Genomic DNA, 23,778 nt, shown 5'->3' with positions numbered 1-23,778 from the left:
GTTTCTGGCGTAAGAGCTCAAAGCTGTCAAGAAAAGGCCGTTATTGTGACAGGTTTCAGGTGTAAGAGCCCAAAGCTGTCAAGAAAATGATGTTATTGTGACAGGTTTTAGGTGAAAAAGCTCAAAGCTGTCAAGAAAATGATGTTATTGTGACAGGTTTCAGGTGTAAGAGCCCAAAGCTGTCAAGAAAATGCTGTTATTGTGACAGGTTTCAGGTGAAAGAGCTCAAAGCTGTCAAGAAAAGGCCGTTATTGTGACATCTCCCAGGTGGAAGAGGACCAAACTGTCAAACAAACAATGACAAAACATCCGATATCACAAAAAACCGCTCTACTGCATTCAGCAGCAAAGCGGCTTTATCATTAGTTTCGAATCAAGTAATCAAACGCACCTAATGCTGCGGTTGCACCTGATCCCATTGAAATGATGATTTGTTTGTATGCACTGTCCGTGCAGTCGCCTGCAGCGAAGACGCCAGGAAGGTCTGTGGCACCTTGCTTGTCTACAACGATCTCACCGAAGCGAGTGCGTTCAAGCGTGTCGCTAAGCCATTCTGTGTTCGGTACAAGGCCGATCTGGACGAATACACCTTGTAATTCAACATGGTGTTCTTCACCTGATGCACGGTCAATGTAAGTGATACCGTTCACTTTGTCAGTTCCGGTAATTTCACTAGTTTGTGCGTTAGTCACGACTGTGACGTTCGGAAGGCTGTGCAGACGGTCTTGTAAAACTTGGTCAGCCTTAAGTTCTGGGTTGAACTCAATCACTGTTACATGCTTTACGATACCTGCAAGGTCGATTGCTGCTTCAACACCGGAGTTTCCTCCGCCAATAACAGCAACGTCTTTTCCTTCGAACAATGGTCCGTCACAGTGTGGGCAGTAGGCAACCCCTTTGTTCTTGAACTCGGCTTCTCCTGGTACGTTGACATTGCGCCAGCGTGCACCAGTTGAGATGATGACAGTCTTACTCTTAAGAACTGCACCATTTTCTAGTTCAAGCTCAATCAGGTCCTTCTTTTCCAAACGCTTTGCACGCTGAAGGTTCATGATATCAACGCCATACTCTTTAACATGCTCTTCAAGACTTGCAACAAGCTTTGGACCTTCTGTGTGCTTCACACTGATGAAGTTTTCAATGCCCAAAGTATCCATTACCTGCCCGCCGAAACGCTCAGCTACGATACCTGTACGAATGCCTTTACGTGCCGCGTAGATGGCTGCACTTGAACCTGCAGGGCCTCCGCCGATAACAAGTACATCGTATGGATCTTTGTCAGTCAGCTCGGAAGCATCAGGACCAGAGCCCATTTTAGCAAGAATTTCTTCCAATGACATACGGCCGCTTCCGAATGGCTCACCATTCAAGAGAACTGTTGGCACTGCCATAATTTGCTTGCTTTCAACTTCATCTTTGAATGCGGCACCGTCAATCATGACATGGGAAATGCCAGGGTTTAAGATGCTCATCAGGTTCAAAGCCTGCACAACATCAGGACAGTTATGGCAGCTCAGGCTGACATATGTTTCAAAACGGTATTCGTCTTTGATAGCCTTAACCTGATCAATGACTTTTTGGTCAACCTTAGGAGCTCTGCCGCTCACCTGCAGCAAGGCAAGAACTAATGAAGTGAATTCATGTCCTAAAGGAATACCTGCGAAAGTCACTCCAGTGTCTTCGCCGATACGGTTCACACTAAAGCTAGGGGTTCTTTCTAATTCGGCATGCTCCACTTTAATATGGGATGACATTGTTGCCAATTCATCGACTAAAGCCAGCATGTCTCGTGATACATCATCCGATCCAGCACTAACTTTAAGCAGCACATCGCCCTCCATCATTTGAAGATATTGGGCTAATTGTGCTTTAATTTCTGCATCTAATAACATGGGAGTGTACCCCTTAAATCTTTCCTACAAGATCAAGGCTTGGCTTAAGTGTTGCTTCGCCTTCTTTCCATTTAGCAGGGCAAACTTCGCCTGGGTTGTTGCGTACATATTGTGCTGCTTTAAGCTTGCTTACAACCTGGCTAGCGTCACGGCCAATTCCGCCTGCATTGATTTCTACAGTTTGGATTACGCCGTCTGGATCGATGATGAAAGTTCCGCGCTCTGCAAGACCATCTTCTTCGTTCAATACATCGAAGTTGCGAGAGATCTTCTGAGAAGGGTCTCCGATCATGATGTACTCGATCTTGCCGATTGCTTCTGAGTGATCATGCCATGCTTTGTGAGTGAAGTGAGTATCAGTAGAAACAGAGTAAACTTCTGCTCCCATTTCCTTCAATGTTGCATATTCGTTTTGCATGTCTTCAAGCTCAGTAGGGCAAACGAATGTGAAGTCAGCTGGGTAGAAAATAACTACGCTCCACTTGCCTTTAAGATTTTCTTCAGAAACTGTGATGAACTCACCCTTATGAAATGCGTTTGCTGTGAATGGTAAAACTTGAGTTCCGATTAATGCCATGATTAATTTCCTCCTTGAATGGTTGAATTATTTTTTGAAATAGTTTCACTGATAAGTTCAGTTAACTATTCGGTAAACTAGAATAATTCTAATACAGTAAGAATTATTATATAAAACTTATTAACTGTCAAGTATTAACCACCAGGTTTTAATTCTTAATCATTATTTCAGAAAAAGGACACAATTATACCGTGGTTTATAACCTGCCATCTATAAGCTTGTCCAACTTTCCCTCTTGTAATGAATTCATCAGCTAACTTCTGTATAGTATTAAGTAGATGAAAAATTCTGAAAAGGAGGGATTGAATGGTCTCAATTGAGAAAATCCTCTCATTTCCTTATCCATTTGGTGAATATAATGTCTATAGATATTCTAACAATGCAATTCCATTAAATCCACCAATTGGAATCGAAGTGACGGATTCTTATATAGAAGAAATGGATTTAAAAAGAGAGCTGCTGAATGAACATCACGAACGCTGTTATCATTCAGAGTCCTATACAATGGATGCCCAGTGGGAAACATTGGACTTGATCCTGCATCAATTGGCCAAATATTATCCTGAGAAATTCGAACTTGTTACGAAAGATGATCATTGGATATTTTCTAACCTGAAAACAGGTGAAGAACAATCTTTCACATTTGGGGATCATAAGACACTGGACCTGGAGCCGCTGGATTTTGTTGGCCGTCATGTTCAGGAAGACCTTATATTGATGATGCAGAAAGATGGTGACCTTTTTTTAGATGCAGGACAGCTCTGTTTTCCTGCAAATTGGTCATTGTTTTTTGATGCGGGAATGTCATTTAAAGAAATACATAAGCCGATTCCTGGATTCCATTCCGCCTCTCTTGATGAGCGAATTCTCCAGTTCTTAATGAGGATTGAGGCAGGAAGTCCATGGTGGAGGAAAAACTGGTCCCTGATGGCAGGCAACCGGTTGGATACGCAGCTTGAAACCTTTGCTGAATGGGGGAAGGCTCGTAAGAAAGTGACGAAAGAAAATGTTGGTAAGCTGGTTCATCTTCGGGTTGAGGTTCAGAAATTATTTCGTTTGCCAAAAAGCAATGCGATATTATTTACGATCCATACTCATATGCTTCCGCTGGAAGAATTCATTCAACATACACCATGGCTGGAGCAATTTTCTGCAATTCTCCATGAACTTCCTGAATTCATTTCGGATTATAAAGGAATCTCTCTTTACCGTGACATTGTCCTTGAATATTTAGAAGAGGAACTGAAAAAAAGGTGATACAAGATATGTTTTCATATGCCGAAGGTAAAAGGAAGTTTTTATTTTGTACGGATTCAGAAGGGGATCGAAATATACATATTCTCGTTCAGCAGGCTTTGAATGAGAATGTGCCATTTGAGTTTCATATTTTACAAGAAGAAAGTGAAGCGGGCTTTGTAAACGAATGGTTCGGCAAACAGAAAATGGGCACGTATTTATACATTTCGGGGACTTCTGATTTTGTAAAAAAAATAACAGGATTAGCAATGAAGGCAGGCTTTTCAGAACAAGACATGCAATCACTTATGATCGGACCTGCCAGGAAAAAATTGATCTGCTGCACTTGCCATGGTGAAAATGAGGTATTGGATCAGTCGAATATCGTTTGCGGGCACTGCGGACAGGAGCTGGAAGTGTCGGACCACTATTCACGCCGTTTGGATGCCTATTTGGGTTATGTAAATATCAAATAGAATAGGAGGAGCTTTTGATTGCATCAAAAATCTACCCTTGAAGTACGTGTAGAATCAATAAAAAAAGAAACAGCGACAATTAAAAGATTTACCCTTCAGGCTCTGAATGGATCAAAGCTGCCGCCATTCAGTGGGGGATCTCATCTCACCACTTATTTGCCAAAGTCTTCGGGGACATTGGAGAGATCATATTCAGTCTTTAATTTATCTGAAGCTGGCTCCATCGAAATAGCTGTCAGACTGGCAGAGCCTTCAACTGGCGGGTCTGAGTACTGGCACCATCATGTCTCTGAAGGGGATGTTTTGAAAGTCAGCTATCCGAAAAACCATTTTCCTTTGAGTTTTCAGGCTAAGCATCATGTTTTTTATGCAGCAGGTATTGGGATTACACCATTTTTATCAATGATGGCTGATCTTGCTAAAAAAAACCAATCCTTTGAGCTTCATTATGCGGCCAAATCAAAAGAGCAATGCGCATTTTTTGATTACCTTAACAAGACCTATCCTGGTCAGTGCCATTTTTATTTTTCTGAAGGGGAGAATCGGCAACGTTTGTCAGCAAAGCTGCTTATGGATCATCGAATCGGCACACATGTTTATTTTTGCGGGCCGGAAAAAATGATTCAAGAGTTTTCTAGTGCAGCTAAAAGCTACGGCTACCCCGCCTTCAATGTTCATTTTGAACGGTTCGCACCACCTGTGAAAAAGGACTCAGTCCCGTTTGAAATTACATTGAAACAGAGCGGCAAACAGCTTGAAGTACCTGCAGAAAGCTCACTGCTAGACGTACTTCGTCAAAATGAAATTGATGTCCCGCATTCCTGCAGAGTGGGCGGTTGCGGTACATGTGAGGTGAAGGTAGCAGAAGGAGAGATTGACCATTACGATTCGTTCCTGACAGATGAACAGCAGCGCTCCAATCGAACAATGCTTAGCTGTGTTTCACGCGGTAAGGGGAATGTGGTGCTGGATTTATAATCGGACATAAAAGACCGCATCTAAAAGCAGATGCGGTCTCTTGTCTTTATTAACCAGCCATTTCGGCTTTCTTTTCAGATTGATCAACTACTGCTGCGCCTACGACGTCTCCGACTACATTGGATGCTGTTCCCGCCATGCCGATGATGGCATCGACGCCGGCAATCAGTGCAACGACTTCTAGAGGCAGATCAAACATCGTCAGCACGACTGACAGGGTCACCAGCCCTGCTGCAGGGATGCCTGCTGTGCCAATCGAAAGGAGTGTTCCGATTAGGACGATGGTAATGAAATCAGTCAGCGAGAAGCTCACGCCTGTTACATTGGCAGCAAAGACAATCGAGGCGCCCATCCGGAGCGCTCCGCCATCGGAATTGAACACAGCTCCTAAAGGTAAACTGAAATTCACCATTTTCTCGCTGATGCCAGCCTTTTTCGCACTTTCAATCGCAACTGGCAATGAGGCAATGCTGCTGGAAGTAAAGAACGCTGTCGTGTATGCATCCTTTGTGTTAGCAAAGAAGCTTTTGACCGGAATCTTGAAGAGTTTTAATGTTCCACTGTAAACAAAAACCCACAGAATGATGACCCCGATATAAAATACTGCTGTAAACTCTAGTAGGGAAGTTAATGTATCCCAGCCTTGTGTACCAAAAGTAGAAGCACTTATTGCAAAAATTCCGATTGGTGCGTAAAGGAGGATGCCCTTCAGAATCCTGAAGAACAACTCATTCGCCGCTTCAAAAAATGTTTGCAGCTGAGCACCATAGTTTTGGATTTTTTCCTCATTAGCAAATCTCATCCCCGAAATCGTAAAGCCAATAATGATCGCCAGGAACAGGATGGCCATTAAGTTTCCTGATGTAAAAGCCGAGAAGAAATTATCCGGTACAATATTGAAAATCACATCTGAGATAGAAGGTGTCGCAGGCTTCTCAACCTCCGCATTAGGAAGGGAAAGGGATTTTCCTGGATTGATCCACAGCGCAAGGCCGAGGCCAATCAAGACGGCAGCTGCCGTTGTCGCCCCATAATAAAGCACCAGCTTCCCGCCGGTCCTGCCTAATTGCGCAGGATTCATTTGATTGACTGCAAGCACAACCGTCAGAAATACAACGGGAGTAGCAATGAGATTAAGCAATTTTATCAACAGTGTTCCAAAAGGTTTGAAAACCTCGGCCTCCGCCCCAAATACAACACCAGCTAAAATACCAAGTACAAAGCCGACTGTCATTTTTAAAATAAAAGATGAGTTTTTGTATGAATGCCAAATGTTCAATTTCTTGTATCGCCTCTTTTTTATAAAATTGTTATGCACTGGATAAATAGTACTAACTATTAAATTACACTTGTTAACTGAAACAGACAATAGTGAAATTGGTTAAGGTGACAAAGAGGGGATCAGAAAGCTATATCAAGACTGGAATTTTTGTAAAAGAGGGGAGGTCATATCTCCACGAATATTTGCGGTTATTATCAACGTTTGTAAAAGGACAGGTTTTAATAAGGGTTTTTGTAAATTTTTTTGTTGAAAATAGTCAGAAATTTTGGATAATTTGTTAAAGGTTATTTTAAAAGATTAGTTAATTAGTAATAGGTAAGAGAATTTTTAGATACATACTCGCTCTTTTTACCTAAGGAGGTGTCAATTCTGTTCAGAAGAGTGAGGGTTTTGATTATTTTACGAGAGGATGAGGCGAAGGAATGAAGAGGTATTTTCCAAGAGTATTACTGACATTAGTTGCATTCGTAATGATTTTTTCTACATTTGGCTTTGGGGCAGCGGCAAATGGAGGGACAACCTCAAAAACTAAACTAACTGAATTGCCTTTGGCAGAGATTTTCGGAGATATTGAACTTTCATCTAGCAGGCCGACTTCGGTCATCGTCGAGCTGGAAGCAGAATCAATTGTGGAAGCAAAGCATAAAGGAAAGAACCAGACAAAGGCCAGCCTGAAGTCTGAACGAGGAAAAGTAATTGGTGCATTAAAGAACTCTGTGAAAAGTGCAGAGGTAAAAAGAGAGTATGACTATGTATTCTCTGGTTTCTCTGCAAAACTACCAGCAAATGAAATTATTAAACTAATGGCGCTTCCTGGCGTAAAGGCTGTATACCCGAACGTTCATTACACAGCTGATGTCATTTCTGCTGAAGAAATTTCTGCGGAAGACTTCAGCCCGAACATGATGAACAGTGCTCCATTCATCGGTTCTAATGAAGCATGGGACGCAGGTTTTACTGGTGAGGGAGTTACTGTTGCGGTAATTGATACTGGGGTTGACTACACTCACCCGGATCTTGCACATGCTTTTGGGGATTACAAAGGATATGACTTTGTTGATGATGATAATGATCCGCAGGAAGGTGCTGGACAATACCACGGTACACACGTATCTGGAACGGTTGCGGCGAATGGAGCAATCAAAGGGGTCGCTCCTGAAGCTACATTGCTAGGATATCGTGTACTTGGTGCTAACGGCGGTACGACAGAAGATGTAGTTGCAGGTATCGAATTGGCAGTTCAAGACGGCGCTGACGTCATGAACCTGTCTCTTGGTAACTCATTGAACAATCCAGACTGGGCTACTTCCATTGCGCTGGATTGGGCAATGGCTGAAGGCGTAGTTGCGGTGACTTCAAACGGAAACGCGGGTCCGAACAACTGGACAGTTGGGTCTCCAGGTACTTCCCGTGATGCAATTTCAGTTGGGGCAACACAGTTGCCTTATAATAAATATACAGCTGCTTTATCTACTTCTGAGGGTGTTGAATATCCGACAGCAAAAGTCATGGGATTCCCATCGGATGATGAATTACTTGCTTTAAATGAAGGAGAATATGAGTTTGTATATGTTGGATTAGGTGCAGTAAGTGATTTTGAAGGAAAAGACCTTGAAGGAAAAATTGCATTAATCAGCCGCGGCGAATTTGCATTCGTTGACAAAGCAGAAAATGCGAAGAATGCTGGTGCTGTTGGAGCAATTATCTTCAACAATGTTGCTGGTGAACATGCAGATGTTCCTGGAATGGCTATACCAACTATCAAAACAGAGCTTACAGATGGTCAAAAGCTGCTTGCTGAATTAGAAGCGGGAAATAACAAAGTGTCGTTCAATATTGAGTTTGACGTGGCAGTCGACGAAACAATGGCTGACTTCTCTTCCCGCGGTCCTGTTACTCTTTCTTGGATGATCAAGCCGGATGTTTCGGCTCCAGGTGTAAACATTGTAAGTACTTTCCCTGGTAACGGTTATGCTGCATTGCAAGGGACGAGTATGTCCTCGCCACACGTTGCAGGTGCAGCTGCATTGCTATTAGAGAAGAACCCACAATGGAGCACGGAAGACGTAAAAGCTGCATTGATGAATACTGCGGTAGATGTAATTGATCCTGCCACAGGTGAAGCTTATGCTCATAACTCTCAGGGTGCAGGAAGCATCCGTGTGGTAGAAGCTTTGAATACAAAAACGCTTGTTGCTCCTGGAAGCCATTCATTTGGCAAGTTCGTGAAGGATAGCGGCAAGCAAGTAGAAAAGAATAGCTTTGAAATCAAGAATCTTTCAGAAAAAAGCAAGACTTATAGCTTTGATGTGGAGTTTGCTGGAAATCCAGATGGCATCAAGGTGATGACAAGCAAGAACTTGAAGGTAAACGCAGGCAAGTCCCAGCAAGTGAACTTCAATGTTCAGGTGGATACTTCTAAGCTGGAGCCAGGCTATTACGAAGGAACAATTGAAGTCTCTGATGGCACTGAGACGTTCGACGTACCGACCATCCTTTTTGTCGGCGAGCCGGATTACCCTCGTGTAACAGGAGCATTCATGGACAAGGTTGATAATGGATACTTTGTTGGTGCCTATCTGCCAGGTGGAGCGGAAGTATTACAATATGATCTATATGTATTCAATGCTAATGGAACAATTGGAGGCTTTGTTGATACACTTGGTTCATTCACAAACGCTCCAACTCCATACCATGAATTCTTATGGGACGGAACAGTTCAAGGTGGTATTGAACTTCCTAACGGAGACTGGGTACTAGGCGTTTACGTAGAAAAAGCAGGCGTTACTGAATACAAAGCCTACCTGGTAACAAAAGAATAAGTTTCTCAAAAAAAGGATTCCTCCTGGCTTATGCCAATTGGAATCCTTTTTTTATACCTTCCGATTAAAAGCCTGCGGCGGCTGCTCGAGCCATTTTTCGGTGATTGTCAGGAGCAGGCCTTTTCCGTAAAACTTCTTCATCTGAGTTGAAATCATCGTGAATTTGGTGACGATATCCGTCCTCAAACTGGAGGTCAGTGCCTGGTTGATCATGGTGAAGCAGAACATGCCTATGCAGGTGTTGACGAAAAATAACATCAACTTATCTGAAAAAGGCGAATGCTTTACGTCAAAAATATTGAAGTCACCGGAAGCGGAGTAAGGGATGTTTTCTTTTTCAAAAACCTCTTCAAGAGAATCGAGAACCTTATCTAGCTCGTCTCTTCCTTTACTAAAATGCTGTTTAACTTCCTTATGGGAAGCCAATTTACTGCATGTCACCATTACCATTTTTGAAAAACGAGCGCGATGGATGACTCTTGACAGGTTTGCAATTTCTGCTGCATTCACAGGTCTTGAGCCGCCAAATAGTCCATTGAGATATTTCATTTCATCAACCAGATCGACTGTATGGTCCATTGCTACCTGAGGTGACTTCAAAAAGACCCCTTTTGCAAGCATTAAATCGGTAATTTCATTTTGGATTTGCAACGTGAATTCTATTGCATTCTGGATATAATTCCGTACATCTTTCCTTGTGCAATCGGGCAAAGCGCTTGGGTATGTACTTAACGAAAGCATCGTAATATCATGGCAAATGTATAGGGTAAAGGTGTCGGAAAACACTTTATCAGCGTCAAGCCTTACATCCTTTTCCGTAAATCCTAAAGGGAATGTCAAGTTCTCTTTTGTGAAAATCCTCTTAAGATCTTCTAGACTTTGCTGAGAAAACTCCATTAGTTTTTCCACTATATTTTTAACCTCTGAATCTTCTGTGGTTGCATAAAAATATTGAAAAAACCTCAACTCCATACTACTTTTCATGTAGGAAGACCATATATTCGATATTTCAATTGAGGTAAGATTTACATTTGTTCCACTCATTCGGCGAGTCACTCCTTTGCCTTTATTGTTCGTTTTTTGCAGGAATTTATTACAATAGAAAGTTATTTCGCAGATATTTTTGCAATGTTTATCAGCTAGAGTGCACCTCTTTGGTTCAAGGAGTAGGACTTTACTGAGTTGAGCTCCCGTATTGGAATTCAGTTTATTCGTAACAAGCTACATAGAAAAATAAAGTCCTGGAAAAACTTATTTCAAAGGAGGTATGAAAAATGAAAAAGCTATTGTTTATGTTTTTATTGGCGATTTCCATGTTCTCAGTAACTGGCTGCGGCAATGACGCACCGCCCGAGGAAGGGGAACAGCTGGAAGATGTGGAGGAAGAAGATGAGATTGGTGACGGCGAAATAGACGATGAATAAAAATACGAAATCCGCTCCTTTATGAAGCGGATTTTTTCATGCTATTTTATATAACTGCTGTACCTCAGAGATTGACAAATGACCAGTCAGTCAGTAAGATTATTATCGTCAATAAAGTCATTTTTAGGTAGGTGCAGTAGTGAAAAATTTAGTCAATTTTGTACTTGGAAATAAACTGGCCGTATGGCTGCTTACGATTATCATCACAGTATCAGGAATCTATTCTGGCACACGGATGAACATGGAGACCATTCCGAATATTTCAATCCCATACCTAATGGTTATGGATGTATATCCTGGGGCAACTCCTGAAAAAGTTATGGAGGATGTATCGATTCCGATTGAAAAAGCGGTAGAGGGTCTGGAAGACGTTAAATTTGTCTATTCCAATTCATACTCCAATATGTCGAGTATCCAGGTAGAGTATGAGTACGGCATTGATATGGATGAGGCCAAGCGTGCTTTGCAATCGGCATTGGATGCGGTCAAGTTGCCGGAGGGAGCTCAGGAACCGACCATCACAGCGATCAGCATGAATATGATGCCGGTTGCGGCATTGAGTGTCAGCAGTTCAACTGAGGATATTGTGGAGCTTACATCCACCGTTAAAGAAATCATTCTTCCGAAAATCGATAAAATCGATGGAGTTGCATCTGTCACCATGACTGGTCAGCATATCGAAGAAGTTAATTTAACGTACGATGAAGCAAAACTCTTGCAATTTGGATTAACGGAAACGAATGTAAAGGAAATGATCCAAGCCAGCAATCTGGGCGTTTCATTAGGCCTTTTTGAGTTTAAAGAAGGAGAGCAGGCCGTTGCCGTCGATGGCAAGTTCACAACAACTGATGAATTGAAAAATATGTTGATCCCGGTCACACCATCAGCAGCCAATCCATCACCTTTTGTAAAACTTAGCGAACTTGCCGAGATTGAACTGGTTGGTAAAGTTCAATCCATTTCCCGCACCAATGGTGAAGATGCGATTGCCCTGCAGATTGTCAAAGAGCAGCAAGCGAATACCGTTGATGTAGTTAACGCTGTAAAAGATTTAGTGAAAGGAGAAAAGGCTAAAATTGATGGATTAGTCATTGAAGTATCGCTTGACCAGGGAGAGCCAATTGAAGAATCAGTTTTTACAATGATTGAAAAAGCTTTATTTGGCGGATTGATCGCGATTCTTGTAATTCTGCTTTTCCTGCGTGACTTCAAATCTACGATTATATCAATTGTCTCGATTCCAGTTTCGATTTTTATGGCATTGCTGCTATTGAACTGGATGGACATCACGCTTAATATCATGACACTTGGCGCGATTACTGTAGCGATTGGCCGTGTTATTGATGACTCGATTGTCGTCGTGGAAAACATTTATCGCCGCCTGCATTTAAAAGAAGAGAGATTAACAGGGCGGGCACTAGTGCGTGAAGCGACTATCGAAATGTTCAAGCCAATCCTGTCGTCCACACTTGTGACGCTTGCTGTATTCGCACCGTTGATCTTCGTAGGCGGGATGGTAGGGGAATTATTCACTCCTTTTGCCCTGACGATGACATTCGCTCTGGGTGCTTCACTGATTGTTGCGATTACGATCGTACCAGCGTTATCGCATTTTTTATTCAGGAAGAAGTTATATGGTGAAAAGTCTGAGAGTAGCCACAAGGAAGTTGGAAAGCTGGCCAATTGGTATAAGGGTGCATTGAATAAGTCGCTAAACCATAAGGTCATTACTTCACTCATAGCTGTGATCCTGCTTGTCGGAAGTCTTGCTTTGACTCCGATTATCGGCTTCAGCTTCATGGGCAGTGAAGAAGAAAAAGTCATGTATTTGACGTATACACCTAAAGCAGGTGAGCTTAAGGAAGAAACAATTGAAAATGTCGCTGAAGTAGAAGAAGAAATGCTGAAACGCGATAACATTGATATCGTGCAGGTATCAATTAATGATGAGGCCGATCAGATGACAGCTATGATGGGTGGAGGTGCAGGCGGAGCCTTAATGTACCTGATCTTTGACCCTAAAATGGAGAACTTCTCAGAGGTAAGGGATGAACTTGAGGAATATGTCTTCAACATTGGCCAAAGCGGCGAATGGAAGAGCCAGAATTTCGGCGGAATGTCGATGCCTGAGAATGAAATTAGCTATACCTTGTACAGTGAGGATTTAGCTAAGTTAAACGAAACAGTCAAGATGGTAGAAGAAGAAATGAAAGAAGTTGGTGGCTTGAAGGATGTGTCCTCCAGTGCGGAAGATGCTTATGTAGAATACACCTTCAAGGTCGAACAGGATGAATTGCTGCAATACGGATTGACAGCGGGACAAATCGTTATGATGCTCAATCCGAACAAGTCGAAAGAGGTCTTGACGACCGTCGAAAAAGATGGAGATACGCTTGATGTCATTGTTCAGCAGGAGCAAGCAGCACAGCCTGAATCAATCGATGATATTCTTGCCACTGAAGTACAAACAGCGCTGGGTACCACCTTGCCATTGTCTGAATTAGTAAGTGTTGAAGAAGGCACAACGCTGAATACCCTGGCCCGCAGCAAAGGCCAGTATTATGCTTCTGTATCAGGAACTGTCATCAGTAAAGATATTTCGAAGGCAGCTGCAGAAGCTGAAAAAGCAATCGATCAATTAGATCTTCCTAAAGGAGTGGAAGTCGGAGTAGCCGGCGTCCAGGCAGATATGACAGAAACATTTACACAGCTTGGTGCAGCGATGCTTGCTGCAATTGCGATCGTCTACTTCATCCTGGTTGTTACCTTCCGTGAGGGTGTCGCACCATTCGCGATACTATTCTCACTTCCATTCGCGGTCATTGGTTCATTTGTCGGTCTGCTTATCGCAGGAGAAACCATCTCTGTCTCAGTCATGATGGGTCTATTGATGTTGATTGGTATCGTCGTAACGAACGCCATCGTGCTTGTAGACCGGATCATTCACATGGAACGCGAAGGACTCACAATGCGTGAAGCGGTCCTTGAGGCAGGCGCTACACGTTTACGTCCCATCCTGATGACAGCAATTGCAACGGTCGGCGCCTTGATTCCATTAGCGATAGGATCAGGCGGAGGCGGACTGATTTCCAAGGGTCTGGCGATTACCGTAATCGGCGGTTTGACCAGTTCGACACTATTAACCCTGATTATCGTACCGATTGTTTATGAAGTTTTATCTAAGACTTTTAAGAAAAACCGTAAGGAAGTTGCCGAAAACTAAACAAAAAGAGCCCTGGTGGATGACCGGTCGTCCTGCCAGGGCTTCTTTCTATACTGACGTCTCCTGTAATCCTGTAGGAATATCAGCGAAACTTGGCTATAATTAATTTTAATATTAAATAACGGAGGCTTCTAACATGTCTAATTTGCCTAATTGCCCAAAATGCGGCTCAGAATATACTTATGAGGATGGTACCCTCCTGGTTTGTCCAGAATGCGCCCATGAATGGGATCCTGCTGCTGAAACTTCTAATGGAGAGGATAATAAAGTGATCAAAGATGCGAACGGTAATGTCCTGAACGATGGAGACACCGTCTCTGTCATCAAGGACCTTAAGGTAAAAGGTACTTCTTCAGTGATTAAAATCGGGACAAAGGCTAAAAATATCCGTTTAGTTGATGGTGACCATGATATTGAGTGTAAACTTGAAGGATTTGGAGCAATGAAGCTCAAGTCTGAATTTGTAAAGAAAATATAGAACAATTATCGCCAGGCGTTTTGCCTGGCTTTTGTTTTGTTTCGCTCTCTTCTTCCTCTTTCGTCAGGTTTCGACTGTATCCTGCTCTAACCATCAGATAGGGGAGGGGAGTTGACTTCTATTTAGGGCCATGAACGTTGGTTTTCTTGGTAGACGACCCGATCGAAAAAAATTTGTTTCTAGTGTGTTCCTAATTTGATGTGCACAGTGCCTCATGCTTTTTAAGAAGGTACTTTTCTCAAACTTTGTTGCTATGGATTCCAAAATAGGATTGAATGACCTACGTTTCTTCACAAAATTGAAGCTTATTATGAGAAAAGAGCTTGCACTCTTAAGACCGACCTGCAAATTAGCCTTTTATCACGTTAAAATCGGCTTTAGGATTTTAACAACAATCTTTACGAAAATAGCCTTATAGAAAAACTACTAATTATTACGCCTTATCCACTTCCCGATCCAATTCCTTTTCAACATCCCCACCAATACCTCGATTTTTCCCTTCGCATCTATTTTATTAAAATCGAGGATACTTTCTTTGGAATTGCTACAAAAAAACTAATTGGTAAAGTGGGTAGGGGAGGGGACACATGCGAAGGATAACTGGAAATGAATTGAAAATATTAGGGGTTAAAACTAAAGTATACAAATATGTAAACAAGTATACATATTGTAAACATCGTGTTTACAAACGCGTTTACATGTATACAAATCCGTAAACAACCTATTAAATCAATATGTATACAACTTTGTATTCATTGTGTACAATTATGTATACAATCAGTGTGAGGTTTACAGCTTGTTTACATGTTTACATTTATATTTCTTTTTACTCGATTTTCTTGCAGTATCTATTATTTACCTTTACCTTTAAAATAGTAAGTGAGTATACATAAACTTAGATTATTGAAAAGGAATGATAGAAATGACGAAATCTAGAATTGCAGCTGTTGATGTTGGTAACGATTCTATTAAAGCTATTTTTGGAGAATTTGATAATGAGTTGAACATCCCTAATATCGTAGCAAGGGACACTGAAGACCGTCCTGTCATCGGTATTGAGGAGCTTGATACGAAGGATCCTCTTGATGGAATTCATATTCGAGTCCACTCCCCTGCCCTGAAGGATAATAACGCTATTTATCGTGTCGGCAATCTGGCGACTAAAAGTGATAATGCTACAGAACTTGATCCTGGTAGCAGCAAGTCCGAGGAAGATCAGACATTGATTATGTTGTTCGCTACTCTTGCATTGGATGCAGTCAATGAAGATAATGCAAAGCTTTTTCCAAAAAGCAAGAATGTCATTGATGCGAATTATACCCTTGGTACTGGCCTTCCGCTTCGTGAAGTCAAGGAAGGAAAAGATGCTGGCTACCGTTCTAAGCTGGTAGGATCTGTACACCAGGTAGAATTCCTTGTTACTCCTAAATACCAGGGTCTGAAAGTGAATATCAAATTTGATGAAGTAAAGGTTTACCCTGAGGGCTTCGCAGCTTATATCAATCTAGTAATGGACAATAGCCTGAAAATCATCAACAAAGATCTTATTGATAGAAGAATCCTTATTCAGGATATCGGTGGCTTATCAACAGATATCGCTGTCATCAAGAACCGCAATGTTGATGATGATAAGGCACAGGGCTTCAACCTTGGTGTTTCTGAGGCACTGGAGCAAATCAGGGAAGAAATCCGCAGCAAGCATGGTGTGGAGTTAGACAGCCGGACAGATGTTGTAGAAATCATCACACGCAAGAATGACCGTAACCACATCATGGTTAAGGGAAGCCGGACAAGCGTCCATGATATCACTGACCGCATCCTTCTCGAACTGGCTAAGAAGCAATACCGCCTGCTTCGCAATGTCTGGGCAAAGAACTCACAGACTGAGATCTGCTACTTTGTCGGCGGCGGCGCGACAGTTTTAAAAGAATATATTAAAACATTAAACAATAATCTTGATGGCTATAACATCGAATTCTTCGAGGATGAAAAAGAGAGCATCTGGATGATGGCGAATGCTTACTATAAGCTCATCATGGATTTTGTAAAAAAATCAGATAAGAGCAAAGCTGCATCAGAGCCTGTTAAAAGCTAAAGTAAGGTGATCCCATGAAAAAAACCAACCCAAATGAGATAAAGAGAGGGCAAGCACTGTCGTTTCGTATCCCATCTGATACACCAGACCATATCTTAAGGCATCTTCAAAAATTAAAAGAAACCGAGAGAAGAAATTTCTCCAGCAAGATTGCCGATTTTGTCTTGCAGGGTGTGGGGAATTCATATTCCAGGGAACGCGAAACGATTACCATCCCTCTCCCGCGCAATCTCAGCAAATCGCAACGGGATTGGATCAAGCATGAGCATTCAGAAGCTTTGCTGGGCAATATCGTGTATCACCTGATGACAGACCCAATACGGGCTACGGCACTGCTTGCATCATTGAACAGTAAGTCAACAGAAATTGATGAAGCCCTGTACCTTCAGGAAGAAGAAATGGATCTTCCACCGGTGATTGCAGCAGAGGATTCCCCGGTAATTGAAGAGACTGCTTCAACGACTGAAAACGATTCAATAAATGATGACCTTGATTCATTTGTCTGGGAGTCAATTGAGCAGGCCGACAAACCAGAAGAGGAAACCGAAGAGAAGGAAGAGGATTTGGACGATCTTCTTGGAGATTTCCTAGCTAAAATGAATAAATAACCAGAAAGAACCCATGGGTGCAAAATTGCCCATGGGTTCTTTTCATTTTATTGATAAGATTGCTCTAATTCGTCAATCAATGCCCCGACATAAGCAACTGCTTTGCGTACTGGTTCCGGTGTCGACATATCCAGCCCAGCATGCTTCAGTAGCTCAAGCGGTTTCATGGTGCCGCCTGCGCGGAGCACCTCAAGCCAGCGGTCTACGGCAGGCTGGCCTTCTTCCTGGATCAGCTGGGATACGGCAGTCGATGCGGTCAAACCTGCTGAGTAGGTGTATGGATACAAGCCCATGTAGTAATGAGGCTGGCGCATCCAGGTCAGGCCGGCTCCTTCATCGATTTCCACTGTATCGCCCCAGAAGCCTTTAAGGACGTCTGTTTTGATTTCAGTAAGTGATTTTGCCGTCAGGGCTTTGCCGGCTTCAGCATGGGCGTACACAAGGCGCTGATACTCTGCCTCAAGCAGGTGAGTGACAAAGTTATGATAGTACGTTCCCAGAAGCTGCAGAATGACCCAGCGGCTCATCTGCGCATCATTTTTATTTTTTTCGAGAAGATGCTGTGCGAGAAGCATCTCATTCATCGTAGATGGAGCCTCGATGAAATACATGGAAGGACGTACATTCATGATGCGCTGGTTTTGGTTCGCCAGGTAAAAATGTCCCGCATGACCGAACTCGTGAGCTAAAGTGAAGCAGCCGCGCATATTGTCTGCCCAAGTAATCAGGATATATGGATGTGAACCATATGGGCTTGAGCAGAATGCTCCTGTTGATTTGCCGACATTATCAGCAAGGTCCACCCATCTCTCATCAAAGCCTTTTTCAATCATGGCGGTATAATCAGGGCCCATTACTTTTAATGATTCCGTGATCAGTTCCCGTGCTTCTTCATAGGTGATTTCCGGATCGAAATCAGGATCAAAAGGAGCCTTCAAGTCACAGAACATCATTTTGTCCAGGCCCAGTACCTTTTTCTTCAGTTCAGCAAAGCGTCGCATATGCGGTGCCAGTTCTTTATAGATGATATCGATTTGGTTATTGTACATCTCGGGTGTTACCTGCTGTGGCTCAAGGAGCATATGTGTAACGGATTCATAATTTCGCAGCTTTGCTAGAGTAACCTGTTTTTTAACCTCAGTTGCATAGGTTGCAGCGATCGTATTTTGATATTGTTTTAGTGTCGAGACAAAGGATTCATATGCTTTTCTGCGGACATAGGTATCAGGTGAAAATTCATAACGGCTCTCGAATAATGCGAAAGATACTGGCAGTTCATTTCCCTCTTCATCCCGGATCGAAGAGAACTGCATGTCGGCAAGCTTAGCCATTCCATAAACATTGTAAGGAGCAGAATGGACCTCACCAAGCGCCGCTAGTACTTCTTCAGTCTCAGGCGATAACTTATGCTTTTTGGTTTCTAATAGTTCTAATAAGTTCTTTTTGAAGGGTTCCAGACCAGGTTCTTCCTGAAGGAATTCTTCAATTTTTCCATCCTCGAAATCCAGTATTTCAGATGAGATAAATGATAGAGCAGATGAAGCTTGTGTGCCAATGGCTGCTACTTTAGACGAATTTGCCTGATTGACAGGGTCTGTGCCATCCGCAGATTGCTTCAAGCTTGCGTATGTACGGACTTTGACCAACTTTTTCGTTAGTTCTTCCTGAGCAGTAAGGCATTCCAGCAATGCCTTTGAACCTGTATGTAAGCTACCTTTAAAGTCTGCGAATTTTTTGACGTCATCTTCAATCTCTTTCAGTGCCGTCTCCCACTCCTGGTCAGATAGGAATAAATCATCCAGATTCCAGGTTAAGTCTTCAGGTACCTCCGTGCGGATCAATCGTTTTTCGATCGTTTTATTCAAATTCATCTCCTCCTTCTATATTTAAATATTACTACGATTGTCGAAATAATTTAAGTTAAAAATTAACTATTTTAAAAATTTTAAAAATAATAAAGGGTATTTACGTTAAATTTTATGGAAAAGGTGTAATCTCTGGTTTATGATAATTAATAAATTCGGAATTAATATAGGTGGGAGCCAGTTGATTATAATAGATTACTTAATTAATCTTTCAATGCTTTCTTTAATGGTCAGTACTCCTTTAGTAATTCGGTCTTATCTGAATCTTAATCCACTCAAACAGCTGCGGCTTTGGGTAGGGTTATATGGGGGAATTGTTTCCTCTATGCTCGTTAGCCTATCATTCCAGGATCAAGGCTATTCCTATGATATCCGTTACGCAGTTATCATTTTGGTCTTTGCATATCTCGGGCCAGGCCCGGGTTTAGTTACTGGCAGTATTGCATTGGCCTCCAGATTGGTGGCTAGTGATAACTGGTTTCCAGCAATAGCTGGCTGGTTAGTAGTCATGGCCGTTTTTATCGTGATTCATAAATTCACTTTACATATTAAACCTGTTAGAAGATATATGATTCTGACGAGTGCATATATTGTTACTTATATTATTATTGTACCGGTCGCTTTTAACGTAATTAGAGACAATCCAGTTTTTCACCTTCAATACTTATTATTTGTTTCAATAGGAGTGCTTATTGGAGGATTATTGATCGAGTCATATGAAAAGTTATACAGAATTATTAAGGAACGAAAGAGGATGGAGCAGACACTGGAAGAAAGTGAATCCAATTACCGCCTCATTGCTGAGAATACATCAGATCTTATAATGGTAATGGATAAAGAGCATACCATAAGTTATTTTTCCCCCTCTCATGAGGTGGTGTTGGGATACAAGGTTTCAGAGCTTGAAAAAATAGAAATCTGTAAGGTGATTCATCCAGATGACGTTGTGAATTTCAGGGACACAATCACAAAAATTATGAAAAATAAAGAACCACTGACAGTAGAGTTCCGCTTCCAGCATATAAATGGTAAATGGATGGATTTTGAGTCCCGCTGCATGCCTGTTATGGATGATGCTCAAACAATCGAGCACATTGTTATAATAAGCAGGGATATTTCTGAGCGCAAAAAAGCCGAAGAGATTCTTTTACAATCCGAAAAGCTATCGATTGTGGGGGAACTGGCAGCAGGGGTAGCTCATGAAATCCGGAACCCCCTTACTACAATAAAGGGGTTTGTCCAACTGTATGGAAAAGATAATAAGTCAAATGAAATTAACAACTTGCTTCTTAGCGAACTAGAAAGAATCGAAACAATAACAAGTGAAATGCTTTCGTTAGGAAAACCGCAGGCTATACAGCTTAACCGGGCTAACTTGTGTGATTTGATCGACCATACAGTCGAATTCTTATCCCCGCAGGCCAATATGAAAAATATACAATTCAGCAGAAGTTATCTGGGTACAGATTTTTTCATAACATGTGAGAAAAACCAGATCAAGCAAGTGTTCTTGAATGTTTTTAAAAATGCTATGGAGGCCATGCCTAAGGGTGGAACTATAGATATAAAACTGCAAAAAGGGATAGATGGTGAATGTATTATTTCTGTTCAAGATGAAGGTTGCGGAATTCCGGAAGAATTGCTTCCGCGCTTAGGAGAGCCATTTTACACATTAAAGGAGAAAGGGACGGGGCTCGGGTTGATGATTTGCCATAAAATCATTAAGCAGCACAATGGCACGGTTTCCTATCATAGTAAGCTGAACAATGGGACCTTAGTTGAAATAACACTCCCCTTAACGAATCAAGAAAAGACAGAGCAACTATAAATAACAGGAGGATGGCAATTAAGCCATCCTCCTGTTTGTCATTATTAAGGAAATTAAAAATTATTTAGTTGTGGATAATTACATGCGGTATTCTTAATCCAGCTCCAGCGCCTAGCCCCTCGAGTCGCTTCGGTCCGCCCAATTAAGTCAAAGAACGACTTCATCGGTCGGCCCTCCAGCGCTTGTCGGGGCTGAACGAGGCGCTTGCGCTTTTTGTACTTATTGGTCTAACGAATGGGAAGTTTTTGTTCGTGCTTGATAGAATTGGTATAGAATCAGGGCAACCATTGATAAAATAATCCCTGAAATATAAGGCATTCCAATGGCGATCGAGAACAACCATCCGCCTAAAGGTGGTCCAATGATCCTGCCGAGCGAATCAAAGGATGAAAGCAATCCTGTCGTTCCGCCATGACCAGTTGTCGATTTTTTCGTCAGTAATGAGGAAACACTTGGGCGTATCAATCCATTGCCTATCCCGAAAATGGTGAGGAATAATGCAGCAGTTCCAAATCCTTCAGTCAGGAGGATTAAACCGAAACCTGCTGCAGATATGATGATACCAATCTGGATGACCGTACCCTCGCCAAGCTTCTTAGTCAATCTGCCGACTAATCCACCTTGTACGATGGCACCTGCGAGTCCCATGATCATGAAGATATATCCTAATTCCACGGATCCAAGCCCTGCTTTTTCAGCAGCAAAATAAGCAAAGGTTGCCTCCAGTCCGGCCAAAGAAAGTGAAACAAACAATTGAAGCACGAACAGCATGGAAAGTGGTCCATTCAAAGCCTTCAGCAATGAAGTTTTCTCCTTTCCCTGACTGCTGCGCTGTTCAGCTGAAAGCGACTCTTTCAATACAAAAGTAACGAATAAGAACGTAACCAATGATGTCGCTCCTGCAAGATAAAAAGGTGTACTCAGGCTTGATTGAGAGAAAACACCGCCGATTGCCGGACCGAAAATGAATCCAAGTCCAACTGATGCGCCAATAATCCCCATGCCCTTTCCGCGGTCTTCCTCGGATGTGATATCTGCGACATACGCCATGACAGTAGGCATATTAGCCGATGACAGGAATCCTCCAATGATCCTGGCAGCAAACAGCATCCAAAGCTCTGTGGAGAGTGCCATCAAGAAGAAGGAAAGGGACAGTCCCAGTATACCGATCATAATGACAGGCTTCCTGCCAATCCTGTCGGAAATGCGGCCCCACATTGGCGCGAATAAGAACTGCATCAAGGAATAGACCGCCATCAATAATCCTAATTGAGTAGGCGTTGCCCCGATTTCTTCTGCATAAAACGGGATGACCGGAATGATGATGCCAAAGCCGACCATTACGAGAAACATAACTAAAAATAAAATAGGCAAAGCCTTTTTGGTATCCATCTTTATATTCACTCCATTATTTCAACAGTATCATTGCTAAAAGTGCACAATAATAAAAATTATATCAGAAACCCCTAAGGTATAGCGAAAATAACTTTTCGAGAGTGGAAACTTATTTTAATAGGGTGTTGTAACGATCTGTTAGGTTAGCATTTGGTTTTTTGATTCAGTACTATTGTTCGCAGTAAATGTAAATGAATAGAATTCCTCCAGGTGAGAGTAGATTGCATATTATATTGCTATTTATGTATGAATTAGCAGTGAAAAAGTAAAAGGGATAGCTTACTTTGAGTCTATTGATAAATTTCTGTAGAATGATGACAAAGAATTCTTTTATGAAAAGGTGTAATTATGAAAAAATATGTAGTCATTGGCGCAGGAATATTAGGTGCTTCCACTGCCTATCACTTAGCGAAGGAAGGAAAGAGTGTAACGATCATTGACCGTGGAGAACCAGGGCAAGCGACGGATGCTGCCGCTGGTATCATTTGTCCCTGGATAACCCAGCGCAGGAATAAAGCGTGGTATTTTCTTGCGAAGAATGGGGCGGCCTTTTACCCGTCTTTGATCAAACAACTGGAAGATGATGGCGAGGTGGAAACAGGCTATCAGCGTGTGGGAGCCCTCAGCCTTCATCATGATCGGGAAAAACTTATAAAAATGGAAGAAAGAGCGACTGTGAGGCGTGAAGATGCTCCGGAAATCGGAGAAATCAGGCAGCTTAATCAGCGCGAAACAAATGAACTTTTCCCGCCATTACCAGAAGAGTATTCTTCTGTGCATGTAACCGGTGGGGCACGCGTGAATGGACGCTTCCTGCGATTGGCTCTTCTGAATGCAGCGCAAAAACATGGTGCTTCACTGGTGGAGGGTGATGCCCAATTAGAGTACGCTGGCGAAAAGGTGACAAGTGTTAATGTGAGTGGTACAAGATATGAAGCTGACAGCATCATCATAACCGCAGGGGCATGGGCACCAGAGTTGCTGAAGCCGCTTGGAATGCAACTCAGAATCTCTCCTCAAAAAGCGCAAATCATCCATCTTATGCTTGAGGATAAAGAGACCGGCAGTTGGCCTGTAGTGATGCCGCCGAATAACCAGTACATTCTTGCGTTCGATGGAGGAAGGGTTGTCATCGGAGCAACGCATGAAGACGAGAAGGGGTTTGACTCCCGCCCGACTATTGGGGGCATGCATGAAATTATCGATAAAGCATTAACGGTCGCACCGGGTCTGGCTGATGCAACCTATCTTGAAACAAAAGTGGGATTCCGGCCAGTTGCACCGAATTTCCTTCCGATTATTGGTACCGTTCCAGGTTTTGACAACCTATTCATGGCAAATGGACTGGGCGCTTCAGGTCTCACAGTCGGACCATATCTTGGAGCCCAGCTCGCCAAACTGGCAGCAAGCGAAGACGTCGAACTAGACCTCGAGCAGTACGATGTCTCAGGAGCCATCAGCGACAATATTTCCTAGGCAATGAAAAAAGCGAGCAGGACTACCTGAAACTCAGGGTGTCCTGCCTTTTTTGTTGTTGGACTGCAAAAAAATATTCCTGGAAAGGCAAATATATCGCTTATATGCGGGTATAACACTAAG

Annotated in this window: 17 protein-coding genes; 11 read left to right on the top strand and 6 right to left on the bottom strand. The window is 42.5% G+C overall.

What is annotated here, in order from left to right; all coding sequences use genetic code 11:
• Window positions 1-362 precede the first annotated feature (362 nt).
• Window positions 363-1,892, bottom strand: a complete 1,530-nt coding sequence (ahpF, locus tag AC0VX7_RS23585) for an alkyl hydroperoxide reductase subunit F (RefSeq protein ID WP_475426179.1) — start codon at window positions 1,890-1,892, stop codon at window positions 363-365.
• Window positions 1,893-1,905: 13 nt separating this feature from the next.
• Entirely contained in the window at window positions 1,906-2,469 is a 564-nt protein-coding gene (gene ahpC / locus AC0VX7_RS23580; RefSeq protein ID WP_214904122.1) for an alkyl hydroperoxide reductase subunit C, read from the bottom strand.
• Window positions 2,470-2,775: 306 nt separating this feature from the next.
• Between ahpC and AC0VX7_RS23575 the strand changes: the two genes are divergently transcribed.
• The 3 genes from AC0VX7_RS23575 to AC0VX7_RS23565 are packed head-to-tail and all read left to right on the top strand — an operon-like array spanning window position 2,776 to window position 5,159.
• On the top strand, window positions 2,776-3,726 hold the full coding sequence (locus AC0VX7_RS23575) for a heme-dependent oxidative N-demethylase family protein (RefSeq protein WP_475426178.1): 951 nt from the start codon (window positions 2,776-2,778) through the stop codon (window positions 3,724-3,726).
• Window positions 3,727-3,734: 8 nt separating this feature from the next.
• Window positions 3,735-4,181, top strand: coding sequence for a dimethylamine monooxygenase subunit DmmA family protein (locus AC0VX7_RS23570; protein WP_475426177.1), 447 nt, complete (start codon window positions 3,735-3,737; stop codon window positions 4,179-4,181).
• Between the two features lie 18 nt (window positions 4,182-4,199).
• Window positions 4,200-5,159 carry a PDR/VanB family oxidoreductase gene (locus AC0VX7_RS23565; RefSeq protein ID WP_475426176.1) on the top strand — a complete coding sequence of 320 codons (960 nt, stop codon included), beginning with the start codon at window positions 4,200-4,202 and terminating at the stop codon, window positions 5,157-5,159.
• Window positions 5,160-5,208: 49 nt separating this feature from the next.
• Here the strand turns inward: AC0VX7_RS23565 and AC0VX7_RS23560 are convergent, their stop codons facing one another.
• Window positions 5,209-6,438, bottom strand: coding sequence for a dicarboxylate/amino acid:cation symporter (locus tag AC0VX7_RS23560; protein ID WP_475426175.1), 1,230 nt, complete (start codon window positions 6,436-6,438; stop codon window positions 5,209-5,211).
• Between the two features lie 425 nt (window positions 6,439-6,863).
• On the opposite strand from AC0VX7_RS23560, the gene AC0VX7_RS23555 reads away from it, so the two are divergent.
• The gene (locus tag AC0VX7_RS23555) at window positions 6,864-9,263 is read left to right on the top strand and encodes a S8 family serine peptidase (protein ID WP_475426174.1); all 2,400 of its coding nucleotides are present in this window, start codon (window positions 6,864-6,866) and stop codon (window positions 9,261-9,263) included.
• Between the two features lie 51 nt (window positions 9,264-9,314).
• Here AC0VX7_RS23555 and AC0VX7_RS23550 read toward each other — a convergent pair whose 3' ends face one another.
• Complete coding sequence (locus AC0VX7_RS23550) at window positions 9,315-10,307, bottom strand: DUF3231 family protein (protein WP_475426173.1); 993 nt, start codon at window positions 10,305-10,307, stop codon at window positions 9,315-9,317.
• 230 nt (window positions 10,308-10,537) lie between these two features.
• On the opposite strand from AC0VX7_RS23550, the gene AC0VX7_RS23545 reads away from it, so the two are divergent.
• From AC0VX7_RS23545 to AC0VX7_RS23525, 5 genes are all read left to right on the top strand, one after another.
• Window positions 10,538-10,687: a hypothetical protein gene (locus AC0VX7_RS23545; protein WP_475426172.1), complete on the top strand. Its 150-nt coding sequence runs from the start codon at window positions 10,538-10,540 to the stop codon at window positions 10,685-10,687.
• Between the two features lie 139 nt (window positions 10,688-10,826).
• Window positions 10,827-13,910, top strand: coding sequence for an efflux RND transporter permease subunit (locus AC0VX7_RS23540; RefSeq protein WP_475426171.1), 3,084 nt, complete (start codon window positions 10,827-10,829; stop codon window positions 13,908-13,910).
• Window positions 13,911-14,046: 136 nt separating this feature from the next.
• On the top strand, window positions 14,047-14,388 hold the full coding sequence (locus AC0VX7_RS23535) for a zinc ribbon domain-containing protein YjdM (protein ID WP_041967181.1): 342 nt from the start codon (window positions 14,047-14,049) through the stop codon (window positions 14,386-14,388).
• Between the two features lie 922 nt (window positions 14,389-15,310).
• Entirely contained in the window at window positions 15,311-16,483 is a 1,173-nt protein-coding gene (locus tag AC0VX7_RS23530; protein WP_215032446.1) for a ParM/StbA family protein, read from the top strand.
• 14 nt (window positions 16,484-16,497) lie between these two features.
• Window positions 16,498-17,091 (top strand): hypothetical protein, encoded by a 594-nt coding sequence (locus AC0VX7_RS23525; protein ID WP_475426170.1) that lies wholly within the window; start codon window positions 16,498-16,500, stop codon window positions 17,089-17,091.
• 47 nt (window positions 17,092-17,138) lie between these two features.
• On the opposite strand, the gene pepF is transcribed toward AC0VX7_RS23525, so the two are convergent.
• Window positions 17,139-18,956 carry an oligoendopeptidase F gene (pepF, locus tag AC0VX7_RS23520; RefSeq protein ID WP_475426169.1) on the bottom strand — a complete coding sequence of 606 codons (1,818 nt, stop codon included), beginning with the start codon at window positions 18,954-18,956 and terminating at the stop codon, window positions 17,139-17,141.
• 181 nt (window positions 18,957-19,137) lie between these two features.
• Here pepF and AC0VX7_RS23515 point away from each other — a divergent pair, with 181 nt between their 5' ends.
• The gene (locus AC0VX7_RS23515) at window positions 19,138-20,784 is read left to right on the top strand and encodes an ATP-binding protein (protein ID WP_475426168.1); all 1,647 of its coding nucleotides are present in this window, start codon (window positions 19,138-19,140) and stop codon (window positions 20,782-20,784) included.
• Window positions 20,785-21,003: 219 nt separating this feature from the next.
• On the opposite strand, the gene AC0VX7_RS23510 is transcribed toward AC0VX7_RS23515, so the two are convergent.
• Window positions 21,004-22,176, bottom strand: coding sequence for an MFS transporter (locus AC0VX7_RS23510; protein ID WP_475426167.1), 1,173 nt, complete (start codon window positions 22,174-22,176; stop codon window positions 21,004-21,006).
• A 351-nt stretch (window positions 22,177-22,527) separates the two neighbouring features.
• Between AC0VX7_RS23510 and AC0VX7_RS23505 the strand changes: the two genes are divergently transcribed.
• Complete coding sequence (locus tag AC0VX7_RS23505; protein WP_475426166.1) at window positions 22,528-23,655, top strand: NAD(P)/FAD-dependent oxidoreductase; 1,128 nt, start codon at window positions 22,528-22,530, stop codon at window positions 23,653-23,655.
• Window positions 23,656-23,778: the final 123 nt, after the last annotated feature.

It is taken from the genome of Mesobacillus sp. QJM3NY_10 (assembly GCF_056173465.1).
Note: the sequence above shows the minus strand (reverse complement) of the source record. Positions and strands in the feature narration are given on the sequence as shown.